13 protein-coding genes are annotated in these 14,480 nt (G+C 63.9%); 5 read left to right on the top strand and 8 right to left on the bottom strand.

Annotated elements, in window-relative coordinates; translation table 11 throughout:
- Positions 1 to 27 precede the first annotated feature (27 nt).
- Together A6D6_RS12155 and A6D6_RS12150 are read right to left on the bottom strand one after the other, a co-directional pair.
- Positions 28 to 711: an ABC transporter ATP-binding protein gene (locus tag A6D6_RS12155; RefSeq protein WP_133492508.1), complete on the bottom strand. Its 684-nt coding sequence runs from the start codon at positions 709 to 711 to the stop codon at positions 28 to 30.
- Positions 704 to 1,939 carry a lipoprotein-releasing ABC transporter permease subunit gene (locus A6D6_RS12150; RefSeq protein ID WP_133492588.1) on the bottom strand — a complete coding sequence of 412 codons (1,236 nt, stop codon included), beginning with the start codon at positions 1,937 to 1,939 and terminating at the stop codon, positions 704 to 706. Before A6D6_RS12150 ends, A6D6_RS12155 begins: the two co-directional genes overlap by 8 nt.
- Positions 1,940 to 2,138: 199 nt before the next feature.
- Here A6D6_RS12150 and A6D6_RS21725 point away from each other — a divergent pair, with 199 nt between their 5' ends.
- From A6D6_RS21725 to A6D6_RS12135, 3 genes are all read left to right on the top strand, one after another.
- Complete coding sequence (locus tag A6D6_RS21725; RefSeq protein WP_201303776.1) at positions 2,139 to 2,648, top strand: hypothetical protein; 510 nt, start codon at positions 2,139 to 2,141, stop codon at positions 2,646 to 2,648.
- A 176-nt stretch (positions 2,649 to 2,824) separates the two neighbouring features.
- Positions 2,825 to 3,838: an agmatine deiminase family protein gene (locus tag A6D6_RS12140; protein WP_159660871.1), complete on the top strand. Its 1,014-nt coding sequence runs from the start codon at positions 2,825 to 2,827 to the stop codon at positions 3,836 to 3,838.
- Position 3,839: 1 nt separating this feature from the next.
- Positions 3,840 to 4,733: a carbon-nitrogen hydrolase gene (locus tag A6D6_RS12135; RefSeq protein WP_159660870.1), complete on the top strand. Its 894-nt coding sequence runs from the start codon at positions 3,840 to 3,842 to the stop codon at positions 4,731 to 4,733.
- 196 nt (positions 4,734 to 4,929) lie between these two features.
- On the opposite strand, the gene A6D6_RS12130 is transcribed toward A6D6_RS12135, so the two are convergent.
- Both A6D6_RS12130 and A6D6_RS12125 read right to left on the bottom strand, forming a co-directional pair.
- On the bottom strand, positions 4,930 to 5,676 hold the full coding sequence (locus tag A6D6_RS12130) for an NUDIX hydrolase (RefSeq protein WP_133492504.1): 747 nt from the start codon (positions 5,674 to 5,676) through the stop codon (positions 4,930 to 4,932).
- Positions 5,677 to 5,760: 84 nt separating this feature from the next.
- Positions 5,761 to 6,267, bottom strand: coding sequence for a DUF192 domain-containing protein (locus A6D6_RS12125; protein WP_236564095.1), 507 nt, complete (start codon positions 6,265 to 6,267; stop codon positions 5,761 to 5,763).
- Between the two features lie 180 nt (positions 6,268 to 6,447).
- Between A6D6_RS12125 and A6D6_RS12120 the strand changes: the two genes are divergently transcribed.
- On the top strand, positions 6,448 to 7,368 hold the full coding sequence (locus A6D6_RS12120; protein ID WP_133492503.1) for a LysR family transcriptional regulator: 921 nt from the start codon (positions 6,448 to 6,450) through the stop codon (positions 7,366 to 7,368).
- Positions 7,369 to 7,760: 392 nt separating this feature from the next.
- A complete protein-coding gene (locus tag A6D6_RS12115) occupies positions 7,761 to 7,904 on the top strand; it encodes a hypothetical protein (RefSeq protein WP_159660869.1) in 144 nt (47 codons plus the stop codon).
- A gap of 258 nt (positions 7,905 to 8,162) precedes the next feature.
- On the opposite strand, the gene A6D6_RS12110 is transcribed toward A6D6_RS12115, so the two are convergent.
- From A6D6_RS12110 to A6D6_RS12095, 4 genes are all read right to left on the bottom strand, one after another.
- Positions 8,163 to 10,859: a CehA/McbA family metallohydrolase gene (locus A6D6_RS12110; protein ID WP_159660868.1), complete on the bottom strand. Its 2,697-nt coding sequence runs from the start codon at positions 10,857 to 10,859 to the stop codon at positions 8,163 to 8,165.
- Between the two features lie 349 nt (positions 10,860 to 11,208).
- Positions 11,209 to 11,913 (bottom strand): polysaccharide deacetylase family protein, encoded by a 705-nt coding sequence (locus tag A6D6_RS12105; protein ID WP_133492501.1) that lies wholly within the window; start codon positions 11,911 to 11,913, stop codon positions 11,209 to 11,211.
- On the bottom strand, positions 11,913 to 13,088 hold the full coding sequence (locus A6D6_RS12100) for a glycosyltransferase (protein ID WP_201303775.1): 1,176 nt from the start codon (positions 13,086 to 13,088) through the stop codon (positions 11,913 to 11,915). The genes A6D6_RS12105 and A6D6_RS12100 overlap by 1 nt, the downstream gene beginning before the upstream one ends.
- A gap of 118 nt (positions 13,089 to 13,206) precedes the next feature.
- The gene (locus A6D6_RS12095) at positions 13,207 to 14,373 is read right to left on the bottom strand and encodes a sulfotransferase (protein ID WP_159660867.1); all 1,167 of its coding nucleotides are present in this window, start codon (positions 14,371 to 14,373) and stop codon (positions 13,207 to 13,209) included.
- Positions 14,374 to 14,480: the final 107 nt, after the last annotated feature.

The following is a 14,480-nucleotide window of genomic DNA, read 5'->3' as shown; positions in this document are numbered from 1 at the left end:
GGCAGCGAATGGCGTGCGTGTAAAAGCTCAATCCAGTGGTCTGAGCAGACCGTCGTGTAATTCATGGCGGGTATGACAACGGCTGGCGAAATCCGGCGCGTGGGTCACCAGCAGGAAGGCCGTTCCCAACGTTTGATTGAGTTCCAGCATCAAGTCCTGGACCTGGGCGGCGGTGCGCTCGTCCAGATTACCGGTGGGCTCATCCGCCATCACCAGTGCCGGATCAGTGACCAGTGCCCGGGCAATCGCCACCCGCTGACGTTCACCGCCGCTGAGCATGGAAGGCTTGTGCCGCAGCCGCTCACCTAGCCCCACTCGGGACAACACCTGCTCGGCACGCTCGGTGGCCTGTTTGGGCAACTCGCCACGAATCAGCAACGGCATGGCCACGTTCTCCAGAGCGGTGAACTCCGGCAATAAATGATGAAACTGATAGACGAAGCCAAGATAGCGGTTGCGCACCTGCCCCAGCGCCCGCTCGTTCATCCCCGCCAACGGCTGGCCACCGATGGTGACACTGCCGCGGGTGGGAACATCCAGGCCGCCGAGCAGATTCAGCAGAGTGGATTTGCCGGAACCGGAAGCGCCGATGATGGCCGCCATGTCGCCGCGCCGCACATGCAATTCCACGCCATTGAGCACCCGCAGCTCACCCCGTCCTTCCTGATAGCTCTTGATCAGCCCTTGGGCATGCAACACGGTATCATTCATAACGCAGTGCCTCCGCCGGGTGCACCCGGCTGGCGCGCCAGGACGGATATAAAGTGGCCGAGAAACTAATCAGCATCGCGATACCGACGATGATGCCGACATCACTCCACTGCAATTCGGACGGCAGATAATTAACGAAATAGGCGTCAAACAAATGGGCGTTGAAGGTACTCTCGATCCATTGCGCCAAGGCACTGACATTTTTCGCCAGCCCGATCCCCAGGGCGGTACCAAGAAGAGTCCCGACCATACCCACCACGGTGCCCTGCACCATGAAAATTCGCATAATCGCGCCAGGCGACGCCCCCAGCGTGCGCATCACCGCGATGTTGCCGCGTTTCTCGGTGACCAGCATCACCTGACTGGAAATGATGTTGAAGGCGGCCACCGCGACGATGAAGCTGAGCAACAGCGTCATCATGGTTTTTTCCATCTTGATGGCCTGGAACAGATTACCGTGGGTGCGGGTCCAGTCACTGGTGTAGTAGCCATAGCCGAGGCTCTGCTGCAGCTCCCAGCCTACCTGGGGAGCGGCGAACAGATCCGTGAGCCGCAAATGCACCCCTTCGACGGTGCCTGGCTGGCGGGCCAGGCGGGCGGCGTCGTCCACATTGACGTAGGCATAGAGTGAATCCACCTCGGCGCGGGCACGGAAAATACCCGCCACGGTGAAGCGTTTGAAGCGCGGCATCACGCCCGCCGGCGACACCGTCGCCTCGGGCAGCACCAGAGTGACCTTGTCCCCGACTTCCGCGCTCAGCTTACGCGCCAGGCCGTAGCCCAACACCACGCCGAAACTGCCGGGCTCCAGGGCATCGAACTCCCCTTCCCACATCATGTCACCGACGATCGACACCTGGCGCTCCGCCTTCGGCTCGATCCCGGAAATCAGCGCCCCGGCCACATTACCGTCAAAGGTCAGCATGCCCTCCAACTGCCGGAACGGCGCCACCGCCTCCACTCCGGGGTAACCCTCGATCTGATCCGCCAACTGCCGCCAGTCATTGACCGGTTCGCGCCCGTAGACCGACAGGTGCGTCACCATGCCGAGGATGCGGGTCTGCAATTCCCGGTCAAAGCCGTTCATCACCGACAGCACGGTGATCAGGACCGCCACTCCCAACATCAGCCCCAGGGCCGAAATCAGCGTGATAACGGAAATAAAACTGTTGCGGGCCCGGGCACCGGTATAACGCAGGCCAACATAGAGAGAGAATGGTCGAAACATGGCGCGCATTTAAGCACTATTGCTGATATGACGAAACTGCTTTCGGTCTCGTCCCCTGGTCGGATCACCTCAACTCGCTTTGTGACCAGTATCCTCGACCACGCAAATCACAATTGATTCAATGATCCGCGTTTTTATTGATCCGGCGGCCTCCGTCGCCAGGCCGGATTCCTTTTTTAAGTTGTTGGGGGGATACACCATGATAAGAATCGTCGTGGCGCTGTTGGCACTGGCGGGGAGCGGCCCGGCGCTGGCCGGAGAAGCGCCTCAACGTGGCATGACCCAGGCCCAGGTGCGGGCGCAGTTCGGCGCCCCGCGGGACACCAAGGGGCCGGTGGGCCAACCGCCAATCAGCCGCTGGGTTTATCCGGACTACACCGTTTACTTCGAGAATCAGGTGGTGCTGCACAGCGTCACCCGGTCATTGAGCGAAACCACGGACACCGCCAGGCCGGCCGATGGCATCGACGATACCGAAGACAAGGATTCCAGCGACGCCGCCGGCAACGAGCAATCCTCTCCCCCGCCGCTCGCTCCCGAAACCGCCCGGGACAGCACCGCCCCATCGACGGCGCCGCGCGATGATGCCGCCAGCGATACCGGGGACGGCGGTGACGACGGCCAATTCCGCTTCGACCCGGTCACCGGGCGCATTGTCATGGACGACCGTCCGGCCACGGATCAGGGCGGCGAGGCGGCGCGCCAGTAAAACCGTCGACCGATACTCACCAGCGGGCTGGCTCCCACGGTTTGCGCCACGGGGCCGCCGTGGGAGCGGGCCGGCAAGCGATTACCCAACACCGGAGGCCACCACATCGCGGCCAGTTGACGGCGCCTTCAGGCGATACCACAATCGCGGGCCATCCCTTCTTGGAACCCGATATCATGCGCCGCCTGCTTCCTGAATGGCATCCTCAATGGGGCGTGCTCCTGGCTTGGCCGGACGCCAATACCGACTGGGCCGGGCAGCTGGAAGAGGCCGAGCAGAGCTTCACCGCTCTGATCGGCGCCATCCTCGGCCACGAAAACGTGCTGCTGCTGTGCCGCGACCTGGCGGTGGAAGCCCGCGCCCGCGAGAGCCTGAGCGCCGCCGGCGCCAATCTGGCACGGCTGCACGTGATCCACGCCGACTACGACGATACCTGGGCGCGGGATTTCGGCCCCATCACGGTGACCGACGATGGCGCCCCGCGATTGCTGGATTTCCGCTTCAATGGCTGGGGTGACAAGTTTCCGGCGGAACGCGATAACGCCCTCAATGGCCGGCTACCCTGGCGGGTCCCCCTGGAGGGGGTCGAGCTGGTTCTGGAAGGCGGTTCCATCGATACCGATGGCCAGGGCACGCTGCTCACCACCCGCCACTGCCTCAGCCATCCCAACCGCAATCCGGATCTGGATCAGCAGTCCCTGGAGACTGCCCTGCGCGAACATCTCGGCGTGGAGCGCATCTGGTGGCTGGAACATGGCCATCTTGAAGGCGACGACACCGATGCCCACGTGGACACCCTGGCCCGCTTCGTCAATCCCACCACCATTGCCTATGTGCAGTGCCAGGACGACAGCGACAGCCACTACCCCGCCCTGGCTGCCATGGAACGGGAACTTCAGGTACTGGCCGAGCAGAATGGTTTGACGCTGGCGCCGTTGCCGATGGTGTCGTCGCAGTACAATGACGACCGCGAGCGGTTGCCGGCCACCTACGCCAACTTCCTGATCACCAACCAGGCGATCCTGATGCCCACCTATCAGTGCCCCACCGATGAAGCGGCGCTGGCCGCGCTGCAACTGGCGGCGGGCAGCCGCCCGGTGATCGGCATTCCCTGCCGTGCGCTGATCGAACAGGGCGGAAGCCTGCATTGCGTTACCATGCAATTACCGGAAGGCGTGCTGGAGGACTGACATGCGGATCGCTATCGTTCAACAAAGCAACGGCAACGACCTGGAAGCCAACCTGGAAAAATCCCTGGATCTGGTGCGGCGGGCCGCCGCCGACGGGGCGGAGCTGGTACTGCTGCAGGAGTTGCACCGCAGCCTCTATTTCTGCCAGACCGAGGACACCTCGGTATTCGACCTGGCCGAGCCGATCCCCGGCCCCGGCACCGAACGGCTCGGCGCTCTGGCCCGGGAACTGAACATCGTCATCGTCGGCAGTCTGTTCGAAAAACGCGCCGCCGGCCTCTACCACAACACGGCGGTGGTACTGGAACGGGACGGCACCCTGGCGGGCATTTATCGCAAGATGCACATTCCCGACGACCCCGGCTTCTACGAGAAATTCTACTTCACCCCCGGCGACGCCACTTTCAATAACGGCCACTCCGGTTTCACGCCGATTCAGACCAGCGTCGGCAAGCTGGGCGTGCTGGTGTGCTGGGACCAGTGGTATCCGGAAGCGGCCCGGCTGATGGCGCTGGCCGGCGCCGAACTGCTGCTCTACCCCACCGCCATCGGCTGGGACCGCAATGACGATGACGCCGAGCAACAACGTCAGTTGGACGCCTGGATCACGGTGCAGCGCGCCCACGGCGTCGCCAACGGCGTGCCGGTGCTGGTGGCCAACCGCACCGGCTTCGAGAGCAGTCCGAACGGCGATGACGGCATTCAGTTCTGGGGCAACAGTTTTGTCTGTGGCCCGCAGGGTGAATTCCTGGCCCGGGCCGGCGACGACGAGGAGACCGTGCTGGTGGTCGATGTGGACACTCGCCGCAGCGAAGCGGTGCGGCGAATCTGGCCATACCTGCGTGACCGCCGCGTGGATGCCTACGGCGATCTCACCAAGCGCTACCGGGACTGAAATAAAATCGCGATCAAGGCGTTTCAGCACTTCTTCGTTGCCAAGGCAGCTTCCCACAGCGGCTCCATAGCTCCCTCCGCGGGCAGCTGCCTTGGCAGCGAATAAGCGTGTAAGCGACCTGCTCCGTCACCGTGTGACGCCCGGACCTCGCTCTTTTTTCGCCGTCAACTGTCCACTATCAACTGTCAACTCTCTTTCAGCTCTGCGAGACGAAGCGCTCGGCGGCGTCTTCCTCGCTCAGTGGCGCCATCCGCCGCGGGCTGTGCACGCTGGCGTATTCCAGCACCGCCGTCACCGAATCGAACTGTCCAAGACGACGCAGCACGCTCAACGTCGGGGTGGCGAACTGCCGCTTGCCGCCACCATGGTAGTCCAGCGCCAAACGGGGGTTGACCCAGCAATGGTCGATGGTTTCCTGGCCGTCATGGCGCGGCTGCTGGAACGGCGGCGCCTCGGCCACGAAGAAACGGGTGTCGAAGCGGCGCGGCGGCCCCGGCGGGGTCACCCAATGGTCGAAATACCCCAGAGTCTCCAGCGGCACACGCAAATCGTGACGGCGGCACAGCGTCAGCCAGTCCAGCTCTCCGTTCATGACCGCATCCCGGTCATCGGCCAGTACCGGATGGTGGGGCTCCGGCCAGTCGGCATCGCCGGGCCGCGCCAGCAACACACCGGCCTCCTCGAAACACTCACGGATCGCCGCCACCAGATACCCCAGACCGCCCGCTTCCAGATTCAATAAGCTGTTGGCGGCGGCCTCATCGATACCGCCCAGATGGGGCATCAGCGCCGGATCGGAATCGGCGCGATCCACCGCGCCACCAGGAAAAACATAGAAACCGGGCATGAACACCGCTTTGTGGGTGCGCTGCAGCATAAGTACTTCGAGGCCCTCACGGGCGTCCCGAAGCAGGGCCAGAGTGGCCGCGGGACGTGGTTGCATAGATCAGCTCGCTTGATTCTTCTTTCCCTTCACCATAGCCGGTCCTTGAACGGAATGCGACGTCCGGCAAGGTTCTTGTTTCCCCTATCCCGCTGGAGCGCATTCATTGCCGTCACCGGCCGGTCCGACCCGGCTGCCCGGCGCCACCCCATGGCGCTGGAAAAAGCCCGCGTTCACTTCCAGAGCACTGGCATAGGGGGCATCGGAGCGGTACACCGGGCAGGCGAAGGACTCCCGATGCGCACAGGGCGCCATGGTGCGGATGGTCAGAATCTCGCCACGCGGGTTCAGGAAGGCGATATCCAACGGGATGCGTGTGTTGAACATCCAGAATCCATTCGCCATTGGCTGCGGCCGCTCATACCGGAACCACATACCTTCAAACTCACCCAGCCGGTCCCGCTCCATCAATCCCCGGGTCCGGGCCTCGCGAGTGCTCGCCAGCTCCACCTGAATCGGCCGGGGCACGCCCTCGACGCACAGCGTGACCTGCTCCGCCGGCGCCACCGCCGGCGCCAGCAGACCCGACAACAGCCAGACCGCCCCAACCCGGCGGCCCCGCTGGCGCCACTTGATAGCACTTGCTCTCACCGCCTGATTTCTCCTATGGTTAACTTCCGTGCACAATCGTATTCAAAAAGTTGATTTGTGATATAGTCGACTGAATTCGCTTTCCTGAGGTGTGCATCAAGGACTCTCGGTCGGAGAAAGGCTTCTCCGTCGGCACACCTCCGCGCATAACAAAAAACAAGTGCGGAACGAAGGACAAGAATGATGAAACGGACGCCAGACTTCAGCCTATTTCTCGCTGTGGTAAAAGCCGGCACCCTGTCGGAAGCTTCCAGGGTTCTCGGCATGTCCGCGGCGGCGATCAGCAAGTATCTCTCACAACTGGAACAGCACATGAAGCTGCGCCTGCTGGCCCGCAGTGCCCGCGGCTTCCATCTTACCGAGCATGGTCGTGAACTGTTCGAAAGTCTCGATCACATGCTGCCGGAGCTGACCCCGATCCTTGGCGAGCCGATGTCTCGGCTGGACCATCCCAGCGGCACTCTGAAAGTGGTCTCCTCCATCGCGCTGGGGCGCCAACGGGTGGCACCATTGCTGTCCGAATTCAGAGCCCGCTATCCGCAAGTCTCGATCCAACTGCAACTCGGAGACGCGCCGGAAGATCTGTTCCGCTCCGGTGTGGACGTGGTGATCTCCCCCGGTGAACCCACCGACCAGTCCCTGGTGGCGCGCAGGTTGATTACCCACCCATGCTGCCTGTGCGCCGCGCCGGACTACCTGGCCCGGCGGCCCGCGCCCCGCCACCCGCGCGAGCTGCATCGGCACGACTGCCTGATTCTCGATTGCCACGGCGCCTTCCGCGACCGTTGGGTGCTGCGTGATCCTCGTGGTGGTACCCACACCATCAAGGTAGCCCCGCACAAGGTTACCGATAACAGCGAACAGCTCAAGCAGTGGCTTCTGGACGGCCACGGGCTGGCCCTGAAAAGCGAATGGGACATCGCCGAACACCTGCGGCGGGGCGAATTGGTCAAGGTCCTGCCCGATTACGAGATGCCTCAATTGAGTTTCTACGTGATCTACGGCGGCCGCCAATTGGTGCCGGCGAAAACCCGGGCGTTCGTGCAGTTCATCGAGAATCAGCTGCGCCCCCGGGAAGATCCGGAACGCCTGCGCGCCTGAACACCGGCTTAAGGTGCCACCCCGGTGGCCTGACCCGGTTACGGGGTCGGTGATCATTTTTTATTCTTTTTGCTTTTCTTTATCCCTCCATAAGCGTAGTTTCAAGAGCAGAACCTTCGGTTAGAGGCCGGAGGTCGCGCCCGAGGGATCGGGCGATACAGGTTGCAGCAAGACCCGACTGAAAATGGCGCACGGGCGATACGGGAGCTGATGGGCTCCCCAAGCAGGTCCCGGAGTTTTACCAACTCCCGAGCCGGCACTACCCCCGCCGGAGCAGTCTCGAAGGAATCCGGCCGGATCCACTGGAGATGGCAAGACGGTTCCGTTCGATGCCCCCATGCGCAGCCCATTACCGGCCCCCCAGAAGGAGGCCTCACAGGGAGGTTCATACCATGACTGACCGTTTGCTTTACAAACTGCTGCTGGCATCCGCGCTGATCTACCTGCTCGGCGCCACCACCTCCACGCGTGCCCACGAACCCGACTCATCCTTTTCTTTACCCTTCTCCCAAAGCGCTGTCGTTTTCTCTGCCTGACGCCAATCGGGGGCTCTGGCCCATCGCTTCGCGGTGGGCTTTTTTACGACCGGGCCGTTGCTGGCACGCTTACACGCAACACGCTGGCACGCTAAAGTCCGAGCCTGCTTGCGGGTTTTGATCACATGACTTCAGAGGTGGCCTCGAAGTCACGTCTGCGGGAGCGGCCTTAGCCGCGAATGGCTTGTTAGCCCGCCTGCGTGTTGCCGCGTTGCGTACCAGCGAGCACCAATGGCTCCCGACGACTTATTTTCCCCCTCAGTGCGGATGGGGATGATCATGATCCCGCGTTTCCGGCGAGGGCATCGCCCGGGCCCGGTCCAGCCAGCGCTGCCGCCAGCTCGCCAGGGTGTCGGTGGTGACGCTCCGGGTTCCGCTCAGCAGCGACGGCGTCTCGCCCACCACGCTGTCGGTGACGCGATGGAATACCCGCCAGGTAGGATCCCGCTGCGCCAGGGCGCCCCGGTCCGATGCGAACACCACTTGATCGCCCATCGCCCGGGGCCAGACCGCGTTACCTTTACCGGACAGTCTCCGCGCCGCGCTCCAGCCGGTCTCCTCGTGCCAGGTGCTGCCCCACAAACGATGACGCCAGTCACTATCCCGGCTGTCCATCCAGATCGCCTGGACACCACCGTCGCCGCGCACCGACAGTGTCGGCCGCTGGCTCATGGCCTGATCATTGGCCCCCACCGGTACCGGCTCCGACCAGCTCAGCCCCCCATCCTTGGAAACGCTGGCGAGAATCGCGCTGTTGACTCCGGCGCTACGCAAGACCTTGGCATCCCAGGCGGCGACCAGACGGCCGTCACCGTCGGCGATCAGACTTGGGTGGCGATCCGCCAGCGCGGTCTCGATGAACGCATCGTCCGGGCTGCCGTTATTGGAGACCCGGACCAGCGGCGACCAGACGCCGGTTCGCGGCTCCCGGCTGCGGGCGACGATCTCCCAGTTGTCCGGATCGGTGCGGTCAAGCCCTTCCAAGCCATCATGAAACCCGGTCTGTCCGGTCCAGCCCGGATTGACGTCGAAGCGGTTGTCCTGGAACACCACCACCACGGTATCGTCCGCCAGCACCGTCAACGCCGGGTGCACGGAGGCGGGATCACGAGTACTGCGCGTGTCCAGCGCATGGCCGCCGTCGCAGCTTTTTTCGCCGCTGAGAGATTCCGTGGTGGCGTCGACACCAACCCGTATCATCAGATCGAAGCAGCGCCGGCTATTGTCGCTCCATGCCACCACCGGGCGGCCGTCGCCCAGCACCGCCAGAGCCGGCCGGATCGCCCTCGCCTCACCATCGCTCAAGTGCACCTCCGGCTCCCATGTCAAACCACCGTCGGCGGAACCGCGCAAAATAATCTGTGGCCGACGGGGCTGTTGCCCGCGACGCTCATCCTGCCAGACCACCCATACCCGGCCGCCTCCGGTGGCGATGCGCGGGAAGCGCGCGGCGCCCGCCAACGCGTTGAGCACCACCGGGTCAGCCTGATCGCCACGCCGGAACAGGATGTCGGTGCCTTCGGCACCGTGTTGTTCAGCCACCACCAGCGGTACGCCGTCGGCCGTTTCGGCCACATCGGCGAAGCCGGTGAACACGCCTCTGCGGCCCAACGCCAGGGCGCCGTTATCGTCCCAGTCCCGGGACGCCGGCACCGCCCGTTCGCCCCGAGGTGACGGCCCCTCGGTGGCGGCTCTCAGGAACAGCGGGGAAGTCAGCGCCTTGCGTATCCCGAACAAATCCGTAACCTCGGCGTAAACCCAGTAAGGCGCATCGCCCTCGGGCCGGTTCACCGTGGTCACGAAGGTGTCATCGGAGGAGGCAGGCCGGAAGGTGGCCAGCGCACCGGCGTCCCTGCCCGGTGCCGCGTACAGCCGCAATCGGTGCGCCAACCCCCGTCGCACCCGTAGCCTCAGCGTCACCGGCTGCCCCGCCGGCGCCACCACCGCGTCACCGGGTAACGCCTCGAAGACACCGTCACCCTGGGCATCCGCTTCCAGCGTCAGAAACGGCGCCAGAGCCCCCCCCTGGCTCAGCACCGTGTGGCCGCGCCGGAGTGCCCCGAGAATCGCCCGCTCGGTAACCACCGGAGCAAACACATGGGTTTTCACCGTACCCGGGCCGAACCCCAGCCACAGTTCGCGAAAATGGTTGTCGGAACTGGCGGTGACGCCGGTTTCCATACCCAGATTCCAGCGACTCTCGGCGTAGGCCAGTTGGGCGTCCTTGTCCTGGGCGATGTTCCAGACCTCGATCAGGTCACCGCCAATCAGGCTGGCGTGATCGTTGGGTGTGCCGTTGTCATCGCTCCAGTCCCGATCCGGGTGGTTCGACTGCCACACCGCGCCCTGGCCGTGGGCGTCCCAAAGGCTCTGCTGGGTAGGCCGGTGCTCGGCGCTTTCAGCGCCGTCCATGCCATCCAGGACAGTATCCACGGCGCCGAGAATGTTGGCATGGGGGCGGCCATTGGCTTCCTCTCCGGGAATCAACAGCAGATCGCTGGAGGTCCATAACGGATCCCAGTGCTGGTCATAGGTGCGATGGTCGGTGAGCGCCAGGAAATCCAACTCCTGGCGCACCGCCTGGCCGATTTGATCGGCCACCGCCACGTTGCCGGGCAAGGCGTCATCACTGGCCTGCCGCCACATGGAGCCATCCGAGGAATGATCGGTATGAACGTGGGTATCGGTGGCCAGCCACTGCCCCCGGGGGGCGTTCAAGGACGCCGCGGGCAACGGCTCGTCGGACCATTCCGGGTCGAAATAAACGGGTTCCGGTTCCGGCTCGGGTTCAGGTTCAGGTTCAGGTTCAGGTTCGGGATCCGGATCTCCCTGCCCCGGAGGCGTGCCGGGATCACCACCGCCATCGCCCGGCGAATCCACGCCCCCCGAGCCACCCCCGCCTCCGCAACTGGCCAGCGCCAGTAGCAACAGCCCCAGACCAAGCCATTGATTCATCCCGCTACCTTGTTCCACCGCCGCTTACTCCTTGCCTTGTGAGGCACCATGGTTCCAGGTTTGAACCCGCGGCACTTTAAGCGCGCCCCATGTTGCTTCGATGACAGCAGGGTTATCGCAACCGGTAACTGTGTTGTGAAAATGTAAGGTTCATCGCCAAATAACGGAGATAATTACCTCCATCGAGACGCGGCTCTGTACGGAGGCCTTCCGGGATCGCCGTGAATACGTCCCTGTAGGCTTCCGGTCGAACGTCCCTGTTCGACAGGGTCCCGCAAAAGCGTAACGCGCCTCCGCTGTCCCCGATGCAGGGAAACGAACCAACAGCAAACAGAAGACGCCTGGGGCCTCAGCGTGACCAGACCGAGGCGTCGTAGGCCAACGGCCGCTCGACCCTGGCGATGTCGGCGAGCAGGTCGCCGCGCAGATGGTATTCCAGATCAAACGGGTGAATGGACAACCGCAACGGCGTACCGGTGACAGCGGCGAGGCCGCGATTAACCGCATTGCACAAACGCAACACGCGGGCACGGCCGGGGGTATCCGCTTCATACCCCAACAGCGGCAACAACCGGAAACGATCCTCGCGCAGATCATGGATACCGGTGAGCGTCTCGATGTAGCGGAACGGCAAATCCGCCCTGCTCGCCCGGGGCAACGGACCGAGCGCCCAAGCCGGCGGCACGTACAAATCACCAACTGGAATCCGGTGCCGCTCAAACCAGTCATGGCAGTCCCGGATCAGGGCGGCCACACCCTCACCATCCAGGGACAAATGCTCCGCCACATCACGCGACAGCAAGGCACTGTGCGCGCGGTGATAAACACTGCGTGGCGGATCGCAGCGGTGGCGCCAGCCATGGCCCGCCAGTGGATAGCCGCGCCCCGCCAGATCACGCAGCCAGCACAGATCGTCCTCGCTCCAGTCCCGGCCGGGCACCACCAGCAGGGTCACCGCCTCCGCCGGCAGCCCGTCCAGAACGGCCAGCAGCGACGACACCGTGGCGCGGGTTTCCGGCATCACGTCATGCACCGAAACCAGAACCGGAGCCATCACCCCACCCGGACCTGAGTGGACAGCCGCCGCAACAGCGCCAGGGTCGGCGACGGCCACGGCTTCGGCAACGAGTTGGCCTGGCCGGCGCACTGTTCCAGGACGCGCAGCCAGTGGCCCACCGCCTGTTCGTTCATCAGCACCGCGGCGGAACGGCCGCTGCGGGCACGCAGTGCGCGGCTGCTGGCGCTTTTCGATTCCAGCTCCGCCAACGCCCGCGCCAGACTCTGCTCGCGCCCCTGCACCACCAGCGCCGCCCCCAGTGCCGGCCATTGGTTGATGCCGCAGGCCGGCGCCGTGATCACCAGGCGCTCCCGGGCCAGAGCTTCCAGTGCCACGGTGCCGAACGCTTCCACCGTGGAAGGCAGGATCAGCACCTGGGCCTGGTCCAATGCCCGCACCACGGTGGCGCGATCACACCAGCCCAGATAGCGCAGGTTCGGATAGCGTTCGGCGGCGGCTTCCACTTTGTCCCGCTGTGGGCCGTCACCGGCCACGGTAAAGGTCAGCTCCGGGCGCTCGGCGGCCAGCTCCAGGAAGCGGTCAATGTTCTTCTCCGCCGCCAGCCGGCCCACATACAACACCGAGGACACCGTGTCCGCCAGCGGCGTCACCGGCGTGTGCACGAATTCCGGCGCCAGCGGCGTACCCACCAGTTGCGGGTGACGGGCGCCGGCCTGCCGCGCCTTGCCCAGCATGTCCTCGCTGATGGTCACCACCGCGCTGCTGCCCCGGAACAGTGTCCGGTTCAACCAGTTCAGAAAGCCGCCGGCCAGACGCGCCAGGCGCGGCCCCCAATAAAGCCGCACCAGCTTGTCGTAATCGGTCTGAAAGGTGACACAGACGGGGATACCCAGTTTGCCGGCGGCCCAGTAGGCTCCCAGGGAAAAGATCCCGGGACCGGGAATCACCACCACATGGGGTTTCATCTCCCACATCAGCGCGGTCAGTTCGCGCATCTTGGGGAAGAACAGTCGCTGGGTGGCATCGCCGGGAATGGGGATGGACGCCCCCTGGCAGGGGTGCGGCTCCTCGAGGCTGGGAGAGACCAGCTCCACCCGCGCCACCCGGTCCTGCAAATGCGCCACCAGATCCTGAAAATAGGCGCCGACCCCATTGCGGCCTTTCATGGCGTCGACGACGAACAGCACGCGTAAATCGCTTTGTTTCACCATAGGACTTTGCCTCGTGAATACGCATCGCGCTGGCAGATCACGATGATGATACCAGGGCGATGCGTGTTCGCGGGCACAGTATGGTAAGAGCCGATGTCGCTTTTGTGACAACCCGGTTTCATCCACTCTCTCCTTCCGGCAGCGGAAACGAAAAACGCTGATAGACCCAGCCGAAGGTGCGCCGCAACGGCTCCGCCTCCAGCCCCAGTTGGCGGGCATCGTAATGATGGCCACTGCGATAGCGCCGGGCGCTCTCTGACTCGGCGGCGAGGTAGCGCTGATACTCCGGCGAAGGCGTCCAGTCGAAACGCCGATAAAATGCTTCCACCGTGCCCCGCGGATCGGCGGCGAGCGTTTCCATCACCGACAGCGCCTGGCGCGATGACGGCAACGCTTCGAGACTCTCGAGCAGGTGGCGGTAGTAATAGTCGAGCATCGCCATGAAGCCCTCGCGCCAATAGGCGGCGGTGTCACGGCCGTCGACCAGGCGGGCGCCAACGATGATGGAGTTGATCTGTGAGGGCACCGACTGAGTGGGGTTACGCAGGCAACCGATAAAACGGGCGTCCGGGAACGTCTCCGCCAGTGCCTCGATCCAGGGCGTGAACGAAGGGTTCTTGGACAGGAACACCCGATCCGCGCCATGAAAATAAAGGTGTCGCTGCACGAACCGGCGGTAGGCCGACATGATCCGGCGTTTCTCCGCCGCCGGCAGGTCGCGGTCGGCGAACGTCAGGCGCCACAGGCGCTCATCCGGCACCACCAGCACCAGCAGAAAACACCCCAGCACCGGCAGCAACGCCAGATAATCCTCCTCCGGATCACGCAGCCCGGTCTTGTGAATATCATCCAGACCACCAAGCAGCCGCCGTTCCAGCCAGGCCAGCAGCCGTCCCAGCGGCTGGCCAAGCCGGCGATCAAGACGGCCGATGCCGTGGAACAGGTAACGCTGGCTGATGGAAGGCGCGAAAATCAGCTCCCACAGGGAGGTGGTGGTGAAACGCTGGTGGTCACCCGCCAGCAGGCGATGCAGGAAAGTCGTGCCGCTGCGCGGAATGCCCACCACGAACAATGGCTCGCGCACGGCGATGTCGGAGAAGCGCGGGAACAGCACCCGATCCAGCAACATGGCCAGACCGTTAACCGTTTGCAGCAGGACGAAAGCGGGCCAGAACAGTGCCATGATCAGCAGCCGTCGAGGCGACCAACCATCCACCTTGCCCTGATAATCCGGGTTCCAGGATTTCAGGAACAACCGCCCGTACAGTTTGGCCACATGCCACATTGGAGGTTTCCCGATTCACGCTGTTCGCGGTGATCCTAGGGTTAAAGAATGACCGTTTTATGACGTTTTGCAACCCCACGGCGCCGCTTGCGGCGTTCCCCGGAGCG

The sequence above is a fragment of the Alcanivorax xiamenensis genome (assembly GCF_009846745.1).
Lineage (GTDB): Bacteria > Pseudomonadota > Gammaproteobacteria > Pseudomonadales > Alcanivoracaceae > Alloalcanivorax > Alloalcanivorax xiamenensis.
This window is presented reverse-complemented; position numbering and strand designations above follow the sequence as displayed.

What these genes read in the sequence shown, in the direction of transcription:
- A6D6_RS12155 (WP_133492508.1), bottom strand. Translation starts at nt 711, where the DNA reads ATGAATGATACCGTGTTGCATGCCCAAGGGCTGATCAAGAGCTATCAG.
- A6D6_RS12150 (WP_133492588.1), bottom strand. Translation starts at nt 1,939, where the DNA reads ATGTTTCGACCATTCTCTCTCTATGTTGGCCTGCGTTATACCGGTGCC.
- A6D6_RS21725 (WP_201303776.1), top strand. Translation starts at nt 2,139, where the DNA reads ATGATAAGAATCGTCGTGGCGCTGTTGGCACTGGCGGGGAGCGGCCCG.
- A6D6_RS12140 (WP_159660871.1), top strand. Translation starts at nt 2,825, where the DNA reads ATGCGCCGCCTGCTTCCTGAATGGCATCCTCAATGGGGCGTGCTCCTG.
- A6D6_RS12135 (WP_159660870.1), top strand. Translation starts at nt 3,840, where the DNA reads ATGCGGATCGCTATCGTTCAACAAAGCAACGGCAACGACCTGGAAGCC.
- A6D6_RS12130 (WP_133492504.1), bottom strand. Translation starts at nt 5,676, where the DNA reads ATGCAACCACGTCCCGCGGCCACTCTGGCCCTGCTTCGGGACGCCCGT.
- A6D6_RS12120 (WP_133492503.1), top strand. Translation starts at nt 6,448, where the DNA reads ATGATGAAACGGACGCCAGACTTCAGCCTATTTCTCGCTGTGGTAAAA.
- A6D6_RS12115 (WP_159660869.1), top strand. Translation starts at nt 7,761, where the DNA reads ATGACTGACCGTTTGCTTTACAAACTGCTGCTGGCATCCGCGCTGATC.
- A6D6_RS12110 (WP_159660868.1), bottom strand. Translation starts at nt 10,859, where the DNA reads ATGAATCAATGGCTTGGTCTGGGGCTGTTGCTACTGGCGCTGGCCAGT.
- A6D6_RS12105 (WP_133492501.1), bottom strand. Translation starts at nt 11,913, where the DNA reads ATGGCTCCGGTTCTGGTTTCGGTGCATGACGTGATGCCGGAAACCCGC.
- A6D6_RS12100 (WP_201303775.1), bottom strand. Translation starts at nt 13,088, where the DNA reads ATGGTGAAACAAAGCGATTTACGCGTGCTGTTCGTCGTCGACGCCATG.
- A6D6_RS12095 (WP_159660867.1), bottom strand. Translation starts at nt 14,373, where the DNA reads ATGTGGCATGTGGCCAAACTGTACGGGCGGTTGTTCCTGAAATCCTGG.